The organism is Paraburkholderia ginsengiterrae (assembly GCF_001645125.1).
Lineage (GTDB): Bacteria > Pseudomonadota > Gammaproteobacteria > Burkholderiales > Burkholderiaceae > Paraburkholderia > Paraburkholderia ginsengiterrae.
Genome location: NZ_LXKA01000198.1, coordinates 102,150 through 122,423, shown reverse-complemented (window position 1 = coordinate 122,423; position 20,274 = coordinate 102,150). Strand labels below are relative to the sequence as shown.

Annotated in this window: 19 protein-coding genes; 10 read left to right on the top strand and 9 right to left on the bottom strand. The window is 63.0% G+C overall.

The window, feature by feature from the left end; translation table 11 throughout:
* Positions 1-258 precede the first annotated feature (258 nt).
* Genes A6V37_RS15455 through A6V37_RS15440 form a run of 4 tightly spaced genes read right to left on the bottom strand, consistent with a single transcriptional unit; the run spans position 259 to position 4,021 of the window.
* On the bottom strand, positions 259-960 hold the full coding sequence (locus tag A6V37_RS15455; protein WP_064272580.1) for a PqiC family protein: 702 nt from the start codon (positions 958-960) through the stop codon (positions 259-261).
* Entirely contained in the window at positions 957-2,615 is a 1,659-nt protein-coding gene (locus tag A6V37_RS15450) for a PqiB family protein (RefSeq protein ID WP_064272579.1), read from the bottom strand. The genes A6V37_RS15455 and A6V37_RS15450 overlap by 4 nt, the downstream gene beginning before the upstream one ends.
* Positions 2,608-3,258, bottom strand: coding sequence for a paraquat-inducible protein A (locus A6V37_RS15445; RefSeq protein ID WP_064272578.1), 651 nt, complete (start codon positions 3,256-3,258; stop codon positions 2,608-2,610). The genes A6V37_RS15450 and A6V37_RS15445 overlap by 8 nt, the downstream gene beginning before the upstream one ends.
* Positions 3,259-3,265: 7 nt before the next feature.
* Positions 3,266-4,021, bottom strand: a complete 756-nt coding sequence (locus A6V37_RS15440) for a paraquat-inducible protein A (RefSeq protein ID WP_064272577.1) — start codon at positions 4,019-4,021, stop codon at positions 3,266-3,268.
* Between the two features lie 415 nt (positions 4,022-4,436).
* Here A6V37_RS15440 and A6V37_RS15435 point away from each other — a divergent pair, with 415 nt between their 5' ends.
* From A6V37_RS15435 to A6V37_RS15420, 4 genes are all read left to right on the top strand, one after another.
* Positions 4,437-4,997, top strand: coding sequence for a cytochrome b (locus A6V37_RS15435; RefSeq protein ID WP_064272576.1), 561 nt, complete (start codon positions 4,437-4,439; stop codon positions 4,995-4,997).
* Positions 4,998-5,005: 8 nt separating this feature from the next.
* Positions 5,006-5,569 carry a YceI family protein gene (locus A6V37_RS15430; RefSeq protein WP_064272575.1) on the top strand — a complete coding sequence of 188 codons (564 nt, stop codon included), beginning with the start codon at positions 5,006-5,008 and terminating at the stop codon, positions 5,567-5,569.
* Positions 5,570-5,635: 66 nt separating this feature from the next.
* Positions 5,636-6,205, top strand: a complete 570-nt coding sequence (locus tag A6V37_RS15425; protein WP_064272597.1) for a YceI family protein — start codon at positions 5,636-5,638, stop codon at positions 6,203-6,205.
* 298 nt (positions 6,206-6,503) lie between these two features.
* Positions 6,504-7,781 carry an MFS transporter gene (locus A6V37_RS15420; protein WP_064272574.1) on the top strand — a complete coding sequence of 426 codons (1,278 nt, stop codon included), beginning with the start codon at positions 6,504-6,506 and terminating at the stop codon, positions 7,779-7,781.
* Between the two features lie 127 nt (positions 7,782-7,908).
* On the opposite strand, the gene secF is transcribed toward A6V37_RS15420, so the two are convergent.
* The 5 genes from secF to queA form a co-directional block, all read right to left on the bottom strand.
* Positions 7,909-8,859, bottom strand: a complete 951-nt coding sequence (gene secF, locus A6V37_RS15415; protein WP_064272573.1) for a protein translocase subunit SecF — start codon at positions 8,857-8,859, stop codon at positions 7,909-7,911.
* Positions 8,860-8,877: 18 nt separating this feature from the next.
* A complete protein-coding gene (gene secD, locus A6V37_RS15410; RefSeq protein WP_064286119.1) occupies positions 8,878-10,926 on the bottom strand; it encodes a protein translocase subunit SecD in 2,049 nt (682 codons plus the stop codon).
* A gap of 118 nt (positions 10,927-11,044) precedes the next feature.
* On the bottom strand, positions 11,045-11,374 hold the full coding sequence (gene yajC, locus A6V37_RS15405) for a preprotein translocase subunit YajC (protein ID WP_007179286.1): 330 nt from the start codon (positions 11,372-11,374) through the stop codon (positions 11,045-11,047).
* Positions 11,375-11,571: 197 nt separating this feature from the next.
* A complete protein-coding gene (gene tgt / locus A6V37_RS15400; RefSeq protein WP_064286118.1) occupies positions 11,572-12,786 on the bottom strand; it encodes a tRNA guanosine(34) transglycosylase Tgt in 1,215 nt (404 codons plus the stop codon).
* A 108-nt stretch (positions 12,787-12,894) separates the two neighbouring features.
* Entirely contained in the window at positions 12,895-13,953 is a 1,059-nt protein-coding gene (gene queA / locus A6V37_RS15395) for a tRNA preQ1(34) S-adenosylmethionine ribosyltransferase-isomerase QueA (RefSeq protein WP_064286117.1), read from the bottom strand.
* Between the two features lie 148 nt (positions 13,954-14,101).
* On the opposite strand from queA, the gene recG reads away from it, so the two are divergent.
* The 6 genes from recG (at position 14,102) to A6V37_RS15375 (ending at position 20,164) form a co-directional block, all read left to right on the top strand.
* Positions 14,102-16,327, top strand: a complete 2,226-nt coding sequence (gene recG, locus A6V37_RS15390) for an ATP-dependent DNA helicase RecG (RefSeq protein WP_064286116.1) — start codon at positions 14,102-14,104, stop codon at positions 16,325-16,327.
* Between the two features lie 112 nt (positions 16,328-16,439).
* Complete coding sequence (locus A6V37_RS15385) at positions 16,440-17,399, top strand: LysR substrate-binding domain-containing protein (protein WP_064272569.1); 960 nt, start codon at positions 16,440-16,442, stop codon at positions 17,397-17,399.
* A 193-nt stretch (positions 17,400-17,592) separates the two neighbouring features.
* On the top strand, positions 17,593-17,730 hold the full coding sequence (locus A6V37_RS41390; RefSeq protein ID WP_165614515.1) for a hypothetical protein: 138 nt from the start codon (positions 17,593-17,595) through the stop codon (positions 17,728-17,730).
* Positions 17,731-17,817: 87 nt separating this feature from the next.
* Entirely contained in the window at positions 17,818-19,272 is a 1,455-nt protein-coding gene (locus A6V37_RS15380) for a catalase (RefSeq protein WP_064272568.1), read from the top strand.
* A gap of 88 nt (positions 19,273-19,360) precedes the next feature.
* On the top strand, positions 19,361-19,522 hold the full coding sequence (locus A6V37_RS41385; protein ID WP_165614514.1) for a hypothetical protein: 162 nt from the start codon (positions 19,361-19,363) through the stop codon (positions 19,520-19,522).
* A gap of 153 nt (positions 19,523-19,675) precedes the next feature.
* Positions 19,676-20,164, top strand: a complete 489-nt coding sequence (locus tag A6V37_RS15375) for a Dps family protein (RefSeq protein WP_064272567.1) — start codon at positions 19,676-19,678, stop codon at positions 20,162-20,164.
* Positions 20,165-20,274 lie beyond the last annotated feature (110 nt).

Below are 20,274 nucleotides of genomic sequence, written 5' to 3'. Positions count from 1 at the left end.
ATGCACCACTACCCCCTCCAAGCCAGGGGACCCGCTTAAGAATTTGCGGTGTGAAGCGGCTTTCTTTGCCTACTTTCTTTGCCGCGGCAAAGAAAGTAGGTGCCGCCCCGCACAGGGGCAACGCTAATAGACCACCGTGAATTCAAGGAAAGGCCAACACAAAAAGCAGACCACCGTGAACTCAAGGAAAGGCCAAAGCCCAACACCCAACACCTTAAAGAACGACAACCAAAGCGCCGGCGGCGACCCCAAACACCATCAACTACCAACAACAGCAGAAGGACAAGCCGGCACAGCAACACCCTTACTCTTCCCCTGCGAAGCACTCGCAGCCATCGCCTGCACAGCAGATCCCAATTGCAAAGAAATCTGCTGCAATCCCTTCCGATGCCCCTCAACAAGAGCATCATACCCACCTGCAACCGGCTCACTCACCACGCTCCGGCAGGTCATCACCGCGCTCCCGCGCACCGCCCGAACACTCCACACCGCGTCGATCAACGTATGCGAACCCGGCCATGATTCGAACCGCTGCACATTCATACTGACCCGGTAAACAGGAGTCCCATCGGGATAAGCCGTCCCATACACATCGATCGTGTTGAGCTGCTGCGTCAGACTCGTCGACAAAGCCCGCCGGATCTCATCACCAGGCAGCGACGCCCAGCGCTCCTGTTCGAGCACCTGGACCTGCGTCGGCCCAGTCTGCACGACCAGCTGATTCTTCGATACCTGCGGCGGCACGTCGATCGGCGCGACTTCGATCAACCACGCCGGCGCGGCCGACGTCCGCGTGCTGGCCGGCGCGGCGGACCCCGCAGCGCTATCCGCGCCCAACGTATAGAAGCGGCTCGAAGGCGACGAGCACGCCGCCAGTGCCGCCAGTCCGGCCAGAGCGCCGGCAAAAACAGTGCCGCGCACAAGCCCGCGCGGCGGGCGGGGGAGCCGGGCAAACATCATGGTTTATCTCCTGATTTACCGCGCAACAGCGATTCCGGATGACGCTCCAGATAATCCGACAGCGCATTCAGCGACTGCAACGTGCGCGTCAATTCCTGCAACGCCTGATGAACATCCGACTGCAACGGCGAGTCCTGCTGCAATGTCGCCTCCGCTGTCCCAAAGGTCTGCTTCGCCGCCGCGAGCGTATCGCGCGCCTGCGGCACCACTTCCTTGTCGAGTCGCGCGAACAACTGGTCGGCGTTCTTCAGCGCGCTGTTCAGGTTGTTGCCGATCTGATCGAACGGCACGCTATCGAGCTTCTTGGCAATGTCGGCGAGCTGGAGCTGCAATTCGTCAAGCGTATTCGGAATGGTCGGCAGTTCGAGCGGATCGCTCGACACGTCGACGGTCGCCGCCGGCGCCTTCGGGAAGATATCCAGCGCGATGTACAACTGGCTCGTAATCAGATTGCCGGTGCGCAACTGCCCGCGCAGACCGTGTTTGACGAGCTGTTGCAGCAGCGTCTGACCGGCGAGCGAGCCCGGCACCGGCGCGGTTTCGCGGAAGCGCTTGCCGAGACGGTCGGGGTACACGTTCATGGTGACCGGCATGGTGAAGCTACGCGTCTTCGGATCGTAGTCGATGCCGATGTTGGTCACCTGGCCCAGCACGATGCCGCGGAAATCGACCGGCGCGCCGACCGACAGCCCGCGCAGCGACTGGTTGAAGTTCATCACCACCCGCAACGGGATGCCGTCCGGTTCGCGCATCGCATCCGCTTCGTCCGAGCCGAGGCGGAACGTCATGTTGTTCGGCGCCTGCGTACCCACGCCCTGGCCCGGCGGCGACTGGAACGACAAGCCGCCGACGATCACCGTCGCGAGCGATTGGGTGTTCAGCTTGAAGCCGCTGGAATCGAGCCGCAGATCGACGCCGCTCGCATGCCACCAGCGCGAATTGGTGCCGACGTACTGATCGAACGGCGCGGACACGAACACCTGCATGGTCACGCCGGTGCCGTCCTTGTCGAGCGAGAAGCCGACCACCTGGCCCACCTGCACGCGCCGGTAGAAGATCGGCGAGCCGATGTCGATCGAACCGAGCGAGTCGCCGTGCAGAACGAACTGGTGGCCCTTCTGGTCGCCGGTAATCGGCGGCGGCGTTTCAAGGCCGACGAAGTTCTTTTCGGTATCCGGCGAGTGCCCGGCGTCCGCGCCGATGTACGCGCCCGAGAGCAGCGTGGTGAGACCCGACACGCCGCTCGCGCCGACGCGCGGCCGCACCACCCAGAAGCGCGAGTCCTTGACCGCGAAATCTTCGCCTTCCTTGGTCAGTTGCACCTGCACCAGCACGTGCGACAGATCCTTCGACAGCGTAATCGTTTTCACCGAACCGACATCGACGTCCTTGTATTTGACCTTTGTCTTGCCGGGTTCGAGGCCCTCGGCGCTGACGAAGGTGATGGTGATGGTCGGGCCTTTCTCGGTGACCGATTTGATCACGAGCGCAATGCCGATCAGCGCGGCGATCAGCGGAATCACCCAGACGAGCGAAGGCAGCCAGCGGCGGCGCGCTTCGACGTCGGGGTCGGGGAGTTGAGGCGGCAGCTTCGGTCCGTTCGAATCGTTGCGCGGCGCGTTGGATGCGGGCGTCGGTTCTTGCGGGCTAGTCATGTTTTAGATCCTGAGGTTTTTGGGTACTGCCTTCCACGTTGTCCCAGATGAGTCGTGGATCGAATTGCATGGACGCTATCATGGTCAGAATCACCACCGAGCCGAAGGCGATTGCCCCGGGCCCGGCCGTAATGACCGCAAGCGATTTGAAGCGCACCAGCGCGACGGTCAACGTGACGACGAACACGTCGAGCATCGACCAGCGCCCGATCAGCTCGACCATCCGGTAGAGCGTGGTGCGCTGGTCCGGCCGCCAGCGCGAGCGGCGCTGCGCCGTGATGGTGAGCAGCGCCAGCACGCTCAGCTTGAGCATCGGCACGAGAATACTGGCGATGAACACGATCACCGCGAGTGGCCACGAGCCCGAAGTCCAGAAATAAACGACGCCGCTCATGATGGTGTCGTCTTCGGAACCGAGCAGCGACGAGGTGTGCATGACCGGCAGCAGGTTCGCGGGAATATACAGCAGCGCCGCGGCGATCAGCAGCGCGCAGGTGCGCGAGAGGCTGTCGGGATTGCGGGAGTGAAGAACCGCACCGCAGCGGGTGCAGTGCTGCGCAGTGGCGGAAGGAATGCGCGTTTCGACGCGTCCGCACGCGTGGCAGGCCAGCAGGCCCGCGGTTTTTGCGGTGACGTATTTCATGGCGTGCTCATCCCTGACGCGGTGCCGGCGGCACGCCGGGAGGCAATGTGGTTTGCTGCGCGCCATGGATCTCAGGCGGCGCGACAGCTCCGGCGACCGACTCGGCGGCGCTCGCCGCGCTATCGGCGGGTGCGCGCGGCAGCGGCTGCTTGCTGCGTTCGCCGAATTCGTCGGCGAGGTCCCAGAGAATGCGCGGATCGAACGTGACGACAACCGCGAACATCAGCGTCAACGCGCCAAACGCGAACAGCGCTGCTTCCGGAATCACGCGTGCGAGACTCACCATCTTCACGATCGTGATCAGTACGCCGAGCATGAACACTTCGATCATGCCCCACGGGCGCACGAACTGAATCGCCCGCATCACCCGGTTGAAGCCGGGGGGCACCACGCCCGCGCGCATTGGAATCAGCACGTAGAGCAGCGCGACAAGTTCGGTCAGCGGGAACAGGAAGGTCGAGCAGAACACCATGACCGCGACGATCTGCATGTCCTCGCCCCATAGCGCGACGAGTGCGCCGAACAGCGTGGTCTGCGAGGTAATGCCGCTGGTTTCGAGTTCGAGGATCGGGAAACTCTGGGCGATCAGGAAGGTGATCAGCGCGCCCAGCGTCATGGCGGTGATGGCATCGAGCTTGCGGGAAACGCCGCTGTATAGCGTGGCGCCGCAACGCGGGCAGCGTGCGACCGTGCGCCCGACAAGCGGTGGCTTGCGGAACAGCGTATCGCATTCGTGGCACGCAATCAGGTTGTCATGTTCCATAGGGCAGAGGACCAACGGTATGAAAGAACGCGTGCTTCGCCCGTTTCTTTGGCAGGTCTGATAAAGCGCGGAGTAATAGTACCAAACGCGAGTGCCCGGCACCCTTTCCGCCTGACCGGGTGCGGACCGTGAGCCTGAGCAGCCGTTGGCGGACCTTTAATCGTACATGCATTCGGTGCGGTTATGACAGCCTCCGGCCCCAATTGTTCAATACCGTCGGCAGATGGGCTGAAACTTGCTGTCCGGTCAAGCCGGACCGGCGCTGCCAGTTTTTTCCGATTGGGGTAGCATGGCCGCCTTGGCGTGTGCCACAGCAGGTATGCCCCGGCACTACGCGCCGATGCCACGCGCGTTGGCGCAAGGAATAGCTGCGCGGGCTGCACCGTTAACCTCTCTTAGCATGCGTTGATCTTTCATGGCACTCAACCCTTCATTCGGCGACCGGGAGTCGTACACGCGGACCGCCATTGCCTTGCACTGGCTGATTGCCTTGCTGATCGTGTGCGGTTTCGCGCTCGGCTGGGTGATGACCGATATTCCCGGCTTCACGCCGACCAAGCTGCGTTACTTTTCGTGGCACAAATGGATCGGCGTGACGGTGTTCGCGCTCGCCGTCCTGCGCATTCTCTGGCGCGCCACGCACGCCGGCCCGCAGATGCCGCGCCGCATGGCGCTCTGGCAGCGTGCCGCCGCGCATCTCGTGCATCTGCTGCTGTATGTGCTGATGATCGCGATTCCCGCGTCGGGCTATCTGTACAGCTCGGCGGCCAACATACCGGTGGTGTACCTCGGGCTGATCCCGCTGCCGCGTCTGATCGCGCCCGACCCGCATCTGAAAGAGTTGCTGAAGGCCGTGCATATCGCGCTGAACTACACCCTGCTCGTGCTGGTCGCGCTGCATGTCGCGGGTGCGCTCAAGCATCAATGGCTGGATCGCGACGGCCTGCTGTCGCGCATGCTCCCTTTCCTCAAATAAGGACAATCATGAAGGTTTCGTTTTATCGCTACATGCTGGCCGCCTTTGCGGCGGCCTCGCTGACCGCGGCCGGCAGCGCGCTCGCGCAGGTCGACGTCGCGAAGAGCTCGGTGACGGCCACCTCGAAGCAGATGAACGTGCCGGTGGAAGGCAAGTTCGGTAAATTCTCCGCGCAGGTCAAGTTCGATCCGGCAAAACCGGCCGAGGGCAGCGCGCAGTTCAGCATTGACGTGGCCAGCTACGATCTCGGCGACGAAAGCTATAACGACCAGGTGCGAGGCAAGGACTGGTTCGACGCGAAGACCTATCCCACCGCCACCTTCGTCTCGAGCGCGATTGCGCCGGCCGGCGGCAATCAGTTCAAGGTCACCGGCAAGCTGACCATCAAGGGCAAATCGCAGACGGTGATGGTGCCGGTCATGGTGTCCCAGCAGGGCGCGACGCAATCCTTCGACGGCTCACTGCCGATCAAGCGCTCGCAATTCGACATCGGCACGGGTGAATGGAAAGACACGTCGGTGGTTGCCGATGACGTGGTCATCAAGTTTCATATCGTTGCAGCACGCAAGTGAAGTGCGCCGCGCCGTGCGGGCGTGGCCGTCTTTTCAAGAACTCAGGAGCATGAATTGAAAAAATCCTTGTTGATCGCCGTCGGCGCGCTGGCTTCTTCTTTCTCGCTCGGCGCGTTTGCGGCCGCCGACACCTATCAGCTCGACCCGACCCACACGTATCCGAGCTTCGAGGCGGATCACCTCGGCGGCCTCTCGGTGTGGCGCGGCAAGTTCGTCAAGAGCTCCGGTACGGTGACGCTCGACCGGGCGGCGAAAACCGGCACGGTGGACGTGACCGTCGATCCGGCTTCGATTGAAACCGGCAACGGCAAACTCGACGAGCATCTGAAGTCGGAAGAATTCTTCGATGTCGCCAAGTATCCCGCAGCGACCTACAAGGGCACCGACATCAAGTTCGACGGCGACAAGCCGGTTGAAGTGGTCGGCAACCTGACGATGCACGGCGTGACGAAACCGCTGAATCTGAAGATCGATTCGTTCAAGTGCATGCCGCATCCGGTGCTCAAGCGCGAAGTGTGCGGCGTGGAGGCGAGTGCGCAGTTTAGCCGCGCGGACTACGGCATGGACTTCGGCTCCAAATACGGCTTTAGCATGCTTACCAAGCTGCATATTCAGTCCGAAGGCATCAAGCAATAAACGCATGAGCACGTTTTTTGTGCGTTGCTTGCGCACTGATTGAGTCATGCCGCTATTGCGGCGCAGCACAAAGCCGCTTCGTTCGCTCTTGCGACGAAGCGGCTTTTTTATTGTTGCTGCGAAACGCCGGAAGCCCGGCGCAGCGGCATCGCGCAAATTCGCACTCGCGCCGGTTTAATTTTTCGGGTACATAAAGTGCTGGCACCGTATTGGTTGTGCGCGCATCCAGTCGGGCAATAGCGGGCAATACAGCACGTAGGGCCCGTGCGAATAATAGTCGCGCACTTTGGAGATCTGCATGAACGCAACGACAGCAGCAAACCTTGCGGCGAGCCGGCAGAATTCGTGGCGCGCGGTGATCGCGGCCTCGATCGGCAATGCGCTGGAATGGTTCGATCTTGTGGTGTACGGCTTTTTTGCGGTGATCATCTCGAAGCTGTTTTTTCCGGCCGGCAACGACACGGTGTCGCTCCTGCTCACGCTCGGCACGTTCGGCGTGTCGTTCTTCATGCGGCCGCTCGGCGCGATCGTCATCGGGGCGTACGCCGACCGCGCCGGGCGCAAGGCCGCGCTCACGCTGTCCATCCTGCTGATGATGGGCGGCACGCTGATCATCGCCATCCTGCCGACCTACCAGAGCATCGGCCTCGCCGCGCCGGTGATTCTCGTGCTGGCCCGTCTGATGCAAGGCTTTTCGGCCGGTGGCGAGTTCGGCAGCGCCACCGCCTTTCTCGCGGAGCACGTGCCCGGGCGGCGCGGCTTTTTCGCGAGCTGGCAGGTGGCGAGCCAGGGTCTCACTACTTTGCTGGCCGCCGGCTTCGGCGTGCTGCTCACCGGCAAGCTGTCGCCGGATCAGATGAGCGCATGGGGATGGCGCGTGCCGTTCTTCTTCGGTCTGCTGATCGGTCCGGTGGCCTGGTACATTCGCACGAAGCTCGATGAGACGCCCGAGTTCCTCGCGGCGGAAACGACCGCCACGCCGCTGCGCGACACGTTCAGCAGTCAGAAGCTGCGTCTCTTGATCGCTATCGGTGTGGTGGTGCTCGGCACGGTGTCGACCTATCTGGTGCTGTTCATGCCCACGTTCGGTGTGAAGCAGTTGGGACTGGCGCCGTCGGTCGCGTTCGCGGCGATTGCGCTGACCGGCGTGATCCAGATGGTGTTCTCGCCGCTGGTCGGCCATTTGTCGGACCGGCATGGGCGCACCACGATCATGCTGATCTCGGCGCTGCTGCTGCTCGTCGCGATCAATCCGGCTTTCGCGTATCTGGTCGCGCACCCGAGCTTCGGCACGCTGATCGCCATGCAGGTCGTGCTCGGCTTTCTGATGACCGGGTATTTCGCGGCGCTGCCCGGTTTGCTCTCCGAGATTTTTCCGGTGCAGACGCGCACGACCGGCATGTCGCTTGCCTATAACATTGCCGTGACGATCTTCGGCGGGTTCGGGCCATTCATCATCGCGTGGCTGATCGGTTTCACCGGTTCGAAGACGGCGCCAAGCTATTACATGATTTTCGCCGCCGCCGTGAGCCTCGTGGCACTGATGGCGGCGCGGCGCAAACTGGGCTTCCGCTAAGGCAGCGGCCGCATCATCCGGCCGCGAACCCACCGAGAGCTACGACGTAACACGGCGGTAAACGCAAAAGGCCGGTTCAAACGATGAACCGGCCTTTTTCATTGTGAAACCTGAAGCGACAGCGGGATCAGACCTGCGCGCCCGCGTTCGGATCGTCCGGATCGGTGCGTTCCTTCTTGTCCTTGATCAGGTCTTCGCGCTTCACGCCGAACCACATGGCAAGCGCCGCGGCGACGAACACCGACGAGTAGATACCGAACAGAATACCAACCGTCAGCGCGAGTGCGAAGTAGTGCAGCGTCGGGCCGCCGAACAGGAACATCGACAGCACCATCATCTGCGTACAGCCGTGCGTGATGATGGTTCGCGACATGGTGCTGGTGATCGCGTGGTTGATGACTTCGATCACGGTCATCTTGCGTTCGCGGCGGAAGGTTTCACGAATCCGGTCGAAGATAACGACCGATTCGTTCACCGAGTAGCCGAGCACGGCAAGCACCGCAGCCAGCACCGACAGCGAGAACTCCCACTGGAAGAACGCGAAGAAGCCGAGAATGATCACCACGTCGTGCAAGTTCGCGATCACGCCGGCGACCGCGTACTTCCATTCGAAACGGAACGACAGGTAGATCACGATGCCGACCACCACGCAGGCCAGCGCGAGCAGGCCGTCGGTGGCGAGTTCCTTGCCGACCTGCGGGCCGACAAACTCGACACGCTGCAACTGCACCTGCGGCGTGTCGGCCTTCAGCGCGCCCATCACCTGGTCGCTCTGTTGCGCGGACGTGAGCCCTTGCTTGAGCGGCAGGCGGATCAGCACGTCGCGCGACGTGCCGAAGTTTTGCACCTGGGCATCACCGTAACCGAGCTTGCCCAGCGTGCCGCGTACCGGTTCGAGCGGCGCGGCGCCCGGATACTGCACCTCGATGACCGTGCCGCCGGTGAACTCCACCGACAGATGCAGCCCGCGATGCAGCAGGAAGAACACAGCGGCAAGGAACGTCAGCAGCGAGATGGCGTTGAAAATCAACGCACGCTGCATGAACGGAATGTCTTTGCGAAAACGGAAAAATTCCATGGTCTTGTTCTCCGGGACTCAGCGGGATGAACCCGGTTTCTGCGGCGTATTCGACGACCCCGGCGCGTTGCGACGGCGCACGGTCGGCTTGCCGGCGCGTGCCTCGGCAGCCGCCTTGCTCTTAGGCTTGGCGCTGGCCGCGGCAATGGCCTGCGCGGTGTCGGTCGCGGCGTCCTCGCTGCCGAGGTAAGCGGCCGAGCCTGCCGGCGCCGTATCCGGACGCCACACCTGGCCGATGGCCAGCGACTTCAGCTTCTTCTTGCCGCCGTACCAGAGGTTGACGATGCCGCGCGAGAAGAACACGGCCGAGAACATCGACGTCAGAATGCCGATACAGTGCACGATCGCGAAGCCGCGCACCGGGCCGGAGCCAAATGCGAGCAGCGCGATACCGGCGATCAGCGTGGTGACGTTCGAGTCGAGAATCGTCGCCCAGGCGTGCGCGTAGCCGTTCTGGATCGCCAGTTGCGGCGGCGCGCCGTTGCGCAGTTCTTCACGCACCCGTTCGTTGATCAGCACGTTGGCGTCGATCGCCATACCGAGCGCGAGCGCGATAGCGGCGATACCCGGCAAGGTGAGCGTGGCCTGCAGCATGGACAGCACGGCGATCAGCAGCAGCAGGTTGACCGACAGGCCGATCATCGAGATCACGCCGAACAGCATGTAGTACGCGATCATGAAGACGGCGATTGCCGCGAAGCCCCACACCACCGAGTGGAAGCCCTTCTTGATGTTGTCCGCGCCGAGGCTCGGACCGATCGTGCGTTCTTCGATGATGTCCATCGGCGCGGCGAGCGAACCGGCGCGCAGCAGCAGCGCGAGGTCGGCGGCGGCTTGCGGGTTCGGCTGGCCGGTAATCTGGAAGCGGTCGCCCAGTTCCGACTGGATGGTCGCCACCGTCAGCACTTCGCCCTTGCCCTTCTCGAACAGCACCATGGCCATCGGCTTGCCGATGTTGTCGCGCGACACGCTGGCCACCGCGCGGCCGCCGGCCGAATCGAGGCGAATGTTGACGGACGGACGCTGGTGTTCGTCGAAGCCTGCCGACGCGTCGATAATCCGGTCGCCGGTGAAGATGATCTGCTTGCGCAGCAGCACCGGCGTCTGGTTGCCTTGCGTGAACAGCTCGTCGCCCGGCGGCACCGGATCGGACGGATTCGGATGCGTGTTGACCGGGTCGGCGAGGCGCGCTTCGAGCGTTGCCGTGCGGCCGATGATGTCTTTCGCCTTCGCCGTGTCCTGCACGCCCGGCAGTTCGACCACGATGCGGTCCGCGCCTTGCTGCTGGATCACCGGCTCGGCCACGCCCAGTTCGTTCACGCGGTTATGGAGCGTGGTGATGTTCTGCTTGAGCGCGGCGTCCTGCACGGTTTTCTGCACCGCCGGTGTGAAGGTGCCGACCAGTTGCACGCCGCCGTCCGGCGCTGCTTGCGAGGCCCACTGGAGTTCGGTGATGCCGCGGCTCAGCTGCTGCGATGCGGTGTCGGCCGTGGCCTGGTCGGCGAAATTGATCACCACCGACTGGTTGACGCGGTTTACACCGCCGTCACGGATGTACTTGTCACGCAACAGCGTGCGCGCGTCCGATGCGTCCGAGTCGAGCTTCTTGTTCAGTGCGCCGGCCATGTCGACCTGCAGCAGGAAGTGCACCCCGCCGCGCAGATCGAGACCGAGGTACATCGGCAGCGCGTGAAGGGCAGTCAGCCAGCGCGGCGACGCGCTTTGCAGGTTCAGCGCGACGATGTACTGCGGGTCGGTCGGGTCGCTGTTCAGCGACTTCTGCAGCAGATCTTTCACGCGCAGCTGCGTGTCGGTATCCGGCAGACGCACGCGGATGTTCGCGTTGGTCGCGGAGTTGTCGAACGTGACGTCGTCCGGCTTGATCTGATTCGCGGCGAGCGCGGCTTCGACAGCCGACAGCGTGGTCGAGTCGAGCTTGACCGTCGCCTTGCCGCTCGACACCTGCACCGCCGGCGCTTCGCCGAACAGGTTGGGCAGCGTGTACACGAGGCCGATGACCAGAGCCACCAGCATCACGGCGTATTTCCAGAGGGGGTAACGATTCATGAGTGGTCCAACGGGAAGGTTGGCTTGGAAGCGGTGCGTCCGGCGATGAGCGCGGGCGATTCAGTGCCGGATGGCGTGGATCGCCGGCGAGGCCGCGCCGGACGCGAGAGAGCAGGCCTTACAGCGACTTGATCGTGCCCTTCGGGAGAATTGTCGTGACCGACGCTTTTTGCACGGTGATTTCCGTGCCTTCCGAGATTTCGACGCCGACGTAAGCTTCGCCCACTTTGGTCACCTTGCCGACGATGCCGCCGTTCGTCACCACTTCATCGCCCTTGGCCATCGCGGCGAGCATGTTGCGATGTTCCTTCTGGCGCTTCATTTGCGGACGAATCATGATGAAGTACAGCACGCCGAACATCAGGATCAGCGGCAGGAAGCTCATCAGGTTCGATTCAATGCCACCTGTTGCAGTGCCTTGGGCGAAGGCATTGGAAATGAACGACACGTTGGTCTCTCCGTTATAAGTCAAAACGATCAAAAAAATCAGCCGGTTATTCTACCACCGGCCTGACGCGCGTCGGCGCGGCGAATCGGCTTTGCGATCAACCGTTTAAAGCTTGCTTCGCCGTTAACGAAAGTTGATTGTAAGGTTTTCATGGCGAGGCGGACGGATTCTTCCGCTGAATCCGTCCCGGAGCGCCGTTATGGCGCCTCGGAGGCGCCGCGCGCGCGGTCTTCGTGGAAGCGTTTGCGGAAAGCCTCGAACATTTTTGCGTCGATTGCGTCGCGCATTTCCTGCATCAGTTCGAGGTAGTAGTGCAGGTTGTGAATCGTGTTCAGCTGCGCACCGAGGATTTCCCCTACACGATGCAGATGATGCAGATAGCCGCGGGTGAAATTTCTGCACGTGTAGCAGCCGCACTGCTCGTCGAGCGGGCGCAGCGAATTCTTGTGCGTGGCGTTGCGGATCTTGACGTCGCCGAAGCGCGTGAAGAGCCAGCCATTGCGCGCGTTGCGGGTCGGCATCACGCAGTCGAACATGTCGACGCCGGCGGCGACGCCCGCCACCAGGTCTTCCGGCGTGCCCACGCCCATCAGGTAGTGCGGCTTGTCGGCCGGCAGCTTCGGGCCGATATGGTTCAGCACGCGCATCATGTCTTCCTTCGGCTCGCCGACCGACAGCCCGCCGATCGCCAGACCGTGGAAATCCATCTCCGCGAGGCCCGCCAGCGACTCGTCGCGCAGGTCTTCGAACATGCCGCCCTGCACGATGCCGAACAGCGCGTTCGGATTGGAGAGGCGCCTGAACTCGTCGATCGCGCGCCGCGCCCAGCGCATCGACATGCGCATCGACTCGGCCGCCTCCTTGTGCGAGGTCGGCACGTTATTCGTCGCGTACGGCGTGCACTCGTCGAACTGCATGACGATGTCCGAGTTCAGCACCTTCTGGATCTGCATGGACACTTCCGGCGACAGGAAGAGCTTGTCGCCGTTGATCGGGGAAGCGAACGTGACGCCGTCTTCGGTGATCTTGCGCAGGTCGCCCAGCGAGAACACCTGGAAGCCGCCGGAGTCGGTCAGGATGGGCTTTTTCCAGCCCATGAAGCCGTGCAGGCCGCCGTGCGCCTCGACGGTTTCGAGACCCGGGCGCAGCCACAGGTGGAAGGTATTGCCGAGGATGATCTGCGCGTGCATTTCCTCGAGTTCGCGCGGCTGCACCGCTTTCACCGTGCCGTATGTGCCGACCGGCATGAAGATCGGCGTTTCCACCACGCCGTGATTCAGCGTGACGCGGCCGCGGCGGGCCTGGCCGTCGGTGCCGAGCAGTTCGAATTTGAGGCCGTTGTCGGGGCGAACGTGGTCGCCGAGGTAAGCGCCGTGGTCGGCGCGCGTGCTAACGGTTTGACCGTCGGTCATAGATAACTCCTGTGCCACCGGAAAACAGTCCGGCGCAAGTGAAGAACGCCGCCGGGAACGTGCCGGCGGCTTTAAGAACTGCAAAACTTTAAAGCGGCTTCTTTGAGCTTACGTGTCGAGGCGCGTGAGCAGCATCGCGTCGCCGTAACTGAAGAAGCGGTAGCGCTGCTCGATCGCGTGACGATACGCCTCGCGAATCGTCTCGACGCCGGCGAACGCCGACACCAGCATCAGCAGCGTCGACTTGGGCAAATGGAAGTTGGTCACCAGCCGGTCGACCACGCGGAACCGGTAGCCCGGCGTGATGAAGATGTCGGTTTCAGTGCTAGCGGCGGCAAGCGGCCGGCCCGCGGCTTCGGCGTCGCGCGCGGCGGCTTCGAGCGCGCGCATCGAGGTCGTGCCCACCGCGATCACGCGGTTGCCGCTCGCGCGCGTCGCCGCGATCTTGTCGGCGAGCGCTTGCGGCAGGTGATACCACTCGCTGTGCATCTTGTGCTCGGCGAGGTTTTCGACCCGCACAGGCTGGAACGTGCCCGCGCCGACGTGCAGCGTCAGTGTGGCGCGCTCCACGCCCTTGGCGTCGAGCTGCGCGAGCAGTGCCTGGTCGAAATGCAGGCCGGCGGTGGGCGCGGCCACCGCGCCGGGATTCTGCGCGAACACTGTCTGATAGCGGGTCTCGTCGGTCGAATCCGGATCGTGCTCGATGTACGGCGGCAGCGGCAGGCGGCCATATTGCTCGATCAGCGTCAGGCAGTCGCCGGGGAAATGCAGCGTATAGAACGGCTCGACGCGTTCGCCGACGGTGACGTCGAAGGCGTCCGCGAGGCGAATCGTGGTGCCCGGCTGCGGGCTCTTGCTCGCGCGGATCTGCGCGAGCGCCGTGCGCTCGCCGGTCAGGCGCTCCACCAGTACTTCGATCTTGCCGCCACTGGCCTTCTGGCCGAGGAAGCGCGCCTTCAGGACTTTGGTATCGTTGAAAACCAGCAGATCGCCGGCCTCGATGCACTCGGGAAGTTCGGCAAAGCGGCGGTCGATGAGGCGCGCCGCGCCGTCGGCGCCGGCCGTATTGTCCACTTCGAGCAGACGGCTGGCGCTGCGCTCGGGCAGCGCGACTTGTGCGATCAACTCGGGCGGCAGATCGAAATCGAAATCGGAAAGCGTAAACATGCGTACGACTGGATGCGAATTGAGACTGAATTGAGCCGAAGCGGGAGCCGGGCGGCTATGATTGCGGGACGCCAGAGCGGCCCGCGAGCCCGCGCGCAGCCTGGCGGCGAACCCTTTGACAGCCGATATTGTACTTGCGAAGCAGCCCATGCCTTTGTCCGACCGCCGATTGCCCTTAGCTGACGATGAAGCGAGCGCCGAGCCCAAGCGCCGCGTTTCGCGAGGCAACGCAGCTGAGGACGCGGGCGAGGGCACGAAGCCCACGACGAAGCCCACGACGAAGCCCACGACGAAGTCCGCAGCCAAACCCGCGGTGAAAACCGCCGACAAGCTCGCCAAACTCGGCCTCACGCGCGACATCGACCTGGTGCTGCATTTGCCCATGCGCTACGAGGATGAAACCTCGTTGACGCCGATCGGGCATCTGCTGCCGGGCGGCATTGCGCAAACCGAAGGCGTGGTGTTCGACAACGAGATTGCGTATCGTCCGCGCCGCCAACTGCTTGTGAAATTGCGCGACGACGCCGGCGACGAACTCGTGCTGCGCTTTCTGAACTTCTACGGCTCGCAGGTCAAGCAGATGGCGATCGGCGCGCGGCTGCGGGTGCGTGGCGACGTGCGCGGCGGGTTTTTCGGCATGGAGATGGTGCATCCGGCGGTGCGCGTCGTCGATGAAGACACGCCGCTGCCGCAGGCGCTGACGCCGGTGTATCCCAGCACGGCGGGCGTGACGCAGGCGTATCTGCGCAAAGCGATCGACAACGCGTTGTCGCGCACTTCGCTGCCGGAACTCCTGCCCGAACCGGTCGCGCGGACCTGGTTGCAGCCGCTCGGCGTGCCGGCGCTGATGGACGCCGTGCGCACGCTGCATCATCCGGGCGTGCAGTCCGACGAGACCGCGCTGATCGACGGCACGCATCCGGCGTGGGAGCGCATCAAGTTCGAGGAACTGCTCGCGCAGCAGATGTCGCTCAAGCGCGCGCACGAAGAGCGCCGCACCCGCGCGGCGCCGGCCATGCCGCGCCGCAAACTGGGCGACGAATCCGCGCTGGTGGCGCGCTTGCTGAAGGCGCTGCCGTTTTCACTGACGGCGGCGCAGGAGCGCGTCGGCGGCGAAATCGCGCTCGACCTCACGCAGCCGCATCCGATGCAGCGCCTGCTGCAGGGCGACGTCGGCAGCGGCAAGACGATCGTCGCGGCGCTGGCCGCCGCGCAGGCTATCGACGCCGGTTATCAGGCCGCGCTGATGGCGCCGACGGAAATTCTTGCCGAGCAGCACGCGCGCAAACTGCGCGGCTGGCTGGAGCCGCTCGGCGTGAGCGTCGCGTGGCTGGCGGGCAGTCTGAAGGCCCGCGAAAAACGGGCCGCGATCGAAGCCGCCGCGCTCGGCACGGCGCAACTCGTGATCGGCACGCACGCGATCATTCAGGACGCGGTGGAGTTCGCGCGGCTTGGTCTCGTGATCGTCGACGAACAGCATCGTTTTGGCGTGGCGCAACGGCTGGCCTTGCGCGCCAAGGCGCAGAACGCGGCCGACGGCGCGAACGACTTTCAGCCGCATCAGTTGATGATGTCGGCCACACCGATTCCGCGCACGCTCGCGATGACGTATTACGCCGACCTGGACGTCTCGACCATTGACGAACTGCCGCCTGGGCGTACGTCGATCCTGACCAAGCTCGTCTCCGACGCGCGGCGCGAGGAGGTGATCGGCCGTGTGCGCGAGGCGGCGTTGACGGGACGCCAGGTGTACTGGGTGTGTCCGCTGATCGAGGAAAGCGAGACTTTGCAGTTGCAGACGGCAGTGGAGACGTACGAGACGTTGGTGGCTGCGTTGCCGGAGCTGAAGGTTGGCCTCGTGCATGGACGTCTCGCGCCGGCGGAAAAGGCGGCAGTCATGGATGCGTTTACTCGTAACGAGGTGCAGCTGCTGGTTGCGACGACGGTGATCGAAGTGGGGGTCGATGTGCCGAATGCGTCGCTGATGGTGATCGAGCATGCGGAGCGTTTTGGTCTTGCGCAATTGCATCAGCTGCGGGGGCGGGTGGGACGTGGGAGTGCGGGTTCAATTTGCGTGCTGCTTTATACCGGGCCGTTGTCGATGACGGCTCGCGCACGGTTACAGACCATGCGCGAAACCACCGATGGCTTTGAGATTGCCCGGCGGGATCTTGAGATTCGTGGACCCGGGGAGTTTCTTGGGGCGCGGCAGTCGGGCGCGGCTATGTTGAGGTTTGCCGATCTTCAGAATGATCAGTGGTTGATCGAACCGGCGCGGGAGGCTGCCGGGGTGTTGCTGGAGAAGTATCCCCAGGTTGTGTTGCAGCATTTGGCGCGGTGGTTGGGGGGGCGGGAGCAGTTTCTTAAGGCCTGAAGAGAGGACGTTATTGCCTGTGCCCTGGGGTAACCACCGAAATGGTTGGCGAACCGACCCTATCGGTGTATAACTAGAACCTATCGAACCCACTGTACTGATTGGTCCCCGAATGACCCTCACCGAACTGAAATACATCGTCGCCGTGGCCCGCGAGCGGCACTTCGGCCGTGCCGCCGAAGCGTGTTTCGTCAGCCAGCCGACCCTGTCGGTCGCCATCAAGAAGCTCGAAGACGAACTGAACGTGCAGATCTTCGAGCGCGGCACCAGCGAAGTCAGCGTCACGCCCATCGGCGAACAGATCGTCACGCAAGCCCAACGCGTGCTCGAGCAAACGCTCGCCATCAAGGAAATCGCCAAACAGGGCAAAGACCCGCTGATCGGGCCGCTGCGCCTCGGCGTCATTTACACGATCGGGCCGTACCTCCTGCCCACGCTCGTCAAGCAAATGATCAAGCGCGTCCCGCAGATGCCCTTGATGCTGCAGGAAAATTACACGCTCAAGCTGATCGAGCTGCTCAAGCAAGGCGAAATCGACGTCGCCATCATGGCGCTGCCCTTTCCGGAAACCGGCCTGATGCTGCGGCCGCTGTACGACGAACCGTTCGTCGTCGCGCTGCCTTCGGGCCACGCGTGGGAAAACCGCCCGAAAATCGACGCCGACGATCTGAAGCAGGAAACCATGCTGCTGCTCGGCAGCGGCCATTGCTTCCGCGATCACGTGCTCGGCGTCTGTCCGGAATTGATGCGCTTTTCGCAAAACGCGGACGGCATCCAGAAAACCTTCGAAGGGTCGTCGCTCGAGACCATTCGTCATATGGTGGCGAGCGGTGTCGGCATTACCGTGATGCCTCGTATGTCGGTACACGAAGTCAAGCCGCAAGCAGGTGGCATCGACCCAGGCCTGCTCAGTTACGTCGCATTCGGCGATCCCGTGCCGGATCGCCGCGTCGTGCTGGCCTGGCGCAAGAGCTTCACCCGCATGCCCGCCATCGAGGCCATTTGCGACGCCATCAACGCCTGCGATCTGCCTGGTGTCACGAAGCTGGATCTGCCGGTCGCCGTCAACTAACGGCGGGTCTGCATCCACACACGTACCCACGCCGGCCCGCCACGCTCGCTTCGGCAGCGGGTCCGGCGCTCCCAGCGGCGCCGATAGCCGCAAGCCCTATCGAATAGATAAAATTAATCAAAAGCAGTAATTCGATAGTTTTGTTATAGTTTCCTCCATGGATCGCCCGATCCCATAAGACCTGGAGGAAATCATGCCGTCATCGAACCCGCAGCAAACCCCGACTCTCGCCGCCCAGCCTGCCGCCGCAAACAGCGGTTTCGCCGCACCTCTGGCCAGCTTGCGTACGGTCGCGTTGTCTCTGCTGGTCGACCGGGCCCTTTCGGCCTGATACACGCCTGATGCATGAATTTCCGGCGTCAATGCGCCACGCCTGTCCCCACATTCCGTCCCGATAAGAGTCATTCAGGAGTCACGCATGTCCGAACGTAAGCTCACCAATGCCGCCGGCGCACCCGTCGCGGATAACCAGAATTCGATGACCGCCGGCGCTCGCGGCCCGGTTGTTTTGCAAGATGTATGGCTGCTCGAAAAACTCGCTCACTTCGACCGCGAAGTGATCCCCGAACGCCGCGTGCACGCAAAAGGCTCGGGCGCGTTCGGCACGCTGAAAGTCACGCACGACATCTCGCGCTACACGAAGGCGAAAGTGTTCGCGCAAGTCGGCAAGGAAACGCCGCTTTTCATGCGCTTTTCGACGGTGGCCGGCGAGCGCGGCGCGGCCGACGCGGAACGCGACGTGCGGGGTTTCTCGATCAAGTTCTACACGGAAGAGGGCAACTGGGACGTGGTGGGCAACAACACGCCGGTGTTCTTTATCCGCGATCCGCTGAAGTTTCCGGACTTCATTCACACGCAGAAGCGCGATCCGTACACCAACATGCGCAACAACGTCGCCGCGTGGGACTTCTGGTCGCGTCATCCGGAATCGCTGCATCAGGTGACGATTCTGATGAGCGACCGCGGCATTCCGAAGAACTACCGTCAGATGCACGGCTTCGGCTCGCACACGTACTCGTTCATCAACGCGAACAACGAGCGCTTCTGGGTCAAGTTCCACTTCAAGTCGATGCAGGGCATTGAAAAATTCACCGATGCCGAAGCCGCCCAGGTGGTCGCGCAAGACCGTGAAAGCGCGCAGCGCGATCTGGTCGGCAGCATCGACGCGGGCCGCTTCCCGGCGTGGCGCTTCGCGATTCAGGTGATGCCGGAAGCCGATGCCGCGACGTATCGCTTCAACCCGTTCGACATCACGAAGGTGTGGTCGCAGAAGGACTACCCGTTGATCGACGTCGGCACGATCGAGTTGAACCGCAACGCGGCCAACTATTTCGCGGACGTGGAGCAGGCAGCGTTCACGCCGGCCAACGTGGTGCCGGGTATCGGCTTCTCGCCGGACCGCCTGCTGCAAGGCCGTTTGTTCTCGTATGGTGACACCCAGCGTTATCGCCTCGGGATCAACCATCACCAGATTCCGGTGAACGCGCCGCGTGCGCCGAATCCGCATTCGTTCCATCGCGACGGCGCGATGCGCACGGACGGCAATCTCGGCGGCCAGGTGAACTACGAGCCGAACCGTTTCGGCGATTTCGCGCAGGACGCCAACGCGTCCGAACCGCCGCTCGCGGCGGGCGCGGTGGATCGCTACGAGCATCGCGAGGACGAGGACTACTACACGCAGCCCAGCATGTTGTTCGCGCTCTTCGACGCGGCACAGCGCCAGCGTCTGTTCGGCAACATCGCACGCCATATCAACGGTGTGCCGCAGGAGATCGTCGCGCGTCAGATCGAGCATTTCCGCCGCGCCGATCCGGCTTATGCGGAAGGCGTGATCGCCGCTATCGCCGATCTCGCGAAAGCCAGCCAGAAGTAAGCGGCAGTCAGGCAGTTAAAACGTTGCAGCAGGGCGGGGCGCATTGGCGTCCCGCCAGAATTACCGATACGAATCGAGGAGCACGATCATGATCCAGATGATGTTGGCCACCATCGGCGAAGCGCCCGCCGCAAGCATCGCACGTCAGCAATATGCGGGGATGGCGCGCAAGGCAATGGGCCTCGCCATCTTCGCGAGCGGGTTCGCCGTGATCGCCACGCAGGCGCTGCAGCACGCGGTGGGCGGCTGATCCCGGCGCAGGCCGTGGATGCGGCAAGGGGTCACCGTGGCACGAGCGCAGCAGCGTTCTAAGATAAACTGTCGGGCGCTCGACGGGTCGGGTTTGCCACACGCAGACCGCCGCTTTTCATATCGGTTCGTATCACTCTTCAAGGGAGTCATCATGGCCAAAAAAGAAGCAGTACAGCACGTCAACATCGGGATCAGCGACAAGGATCGCAAGAAGATTGCAGAAGGGCTGTCGCGCCTGCTTGCCGACACCTACACGCTGTATCTGAAGACCCACAACTTTCACTGGAACGTGACGGGTCCGATGTTCAACACGTTGCATCTGATGTTCGAAACGCAGTACAACGAACTGGCACTGGCGGTCGATTCGATCGCGGAACGGATTCGTGCGCTGGGCGTGCATGCGCCGGGCACTTACAAGGACTTCGCGAAGCTCTCGTCGATTCCGGAAGCGGACGGCGTGCCGGCGGCGGAAGACATGATCCGTCAGCTGGTGGAAGGTCAGGAAGCCGTGGTGCGTACCGCGCGCGCGATTTTCCCGGCAACGGAAGCCGCCAACGACGAGCCGACCGCCGACCTGCTGACGCAACGCATGCAAACGCACGAAAAGACCGCATGGATGCTGCGCTCGATGCTGGCTTGAGCATTGGTGCACACAGGGAGTTTCGTTCCGGCTCCCGCGTCGAACTGCGATAAAAACAAAACCTCCCTGTTGGGAGGTTTTGTTTTTTGCGGCGCCGCTTTCTCGCCTCT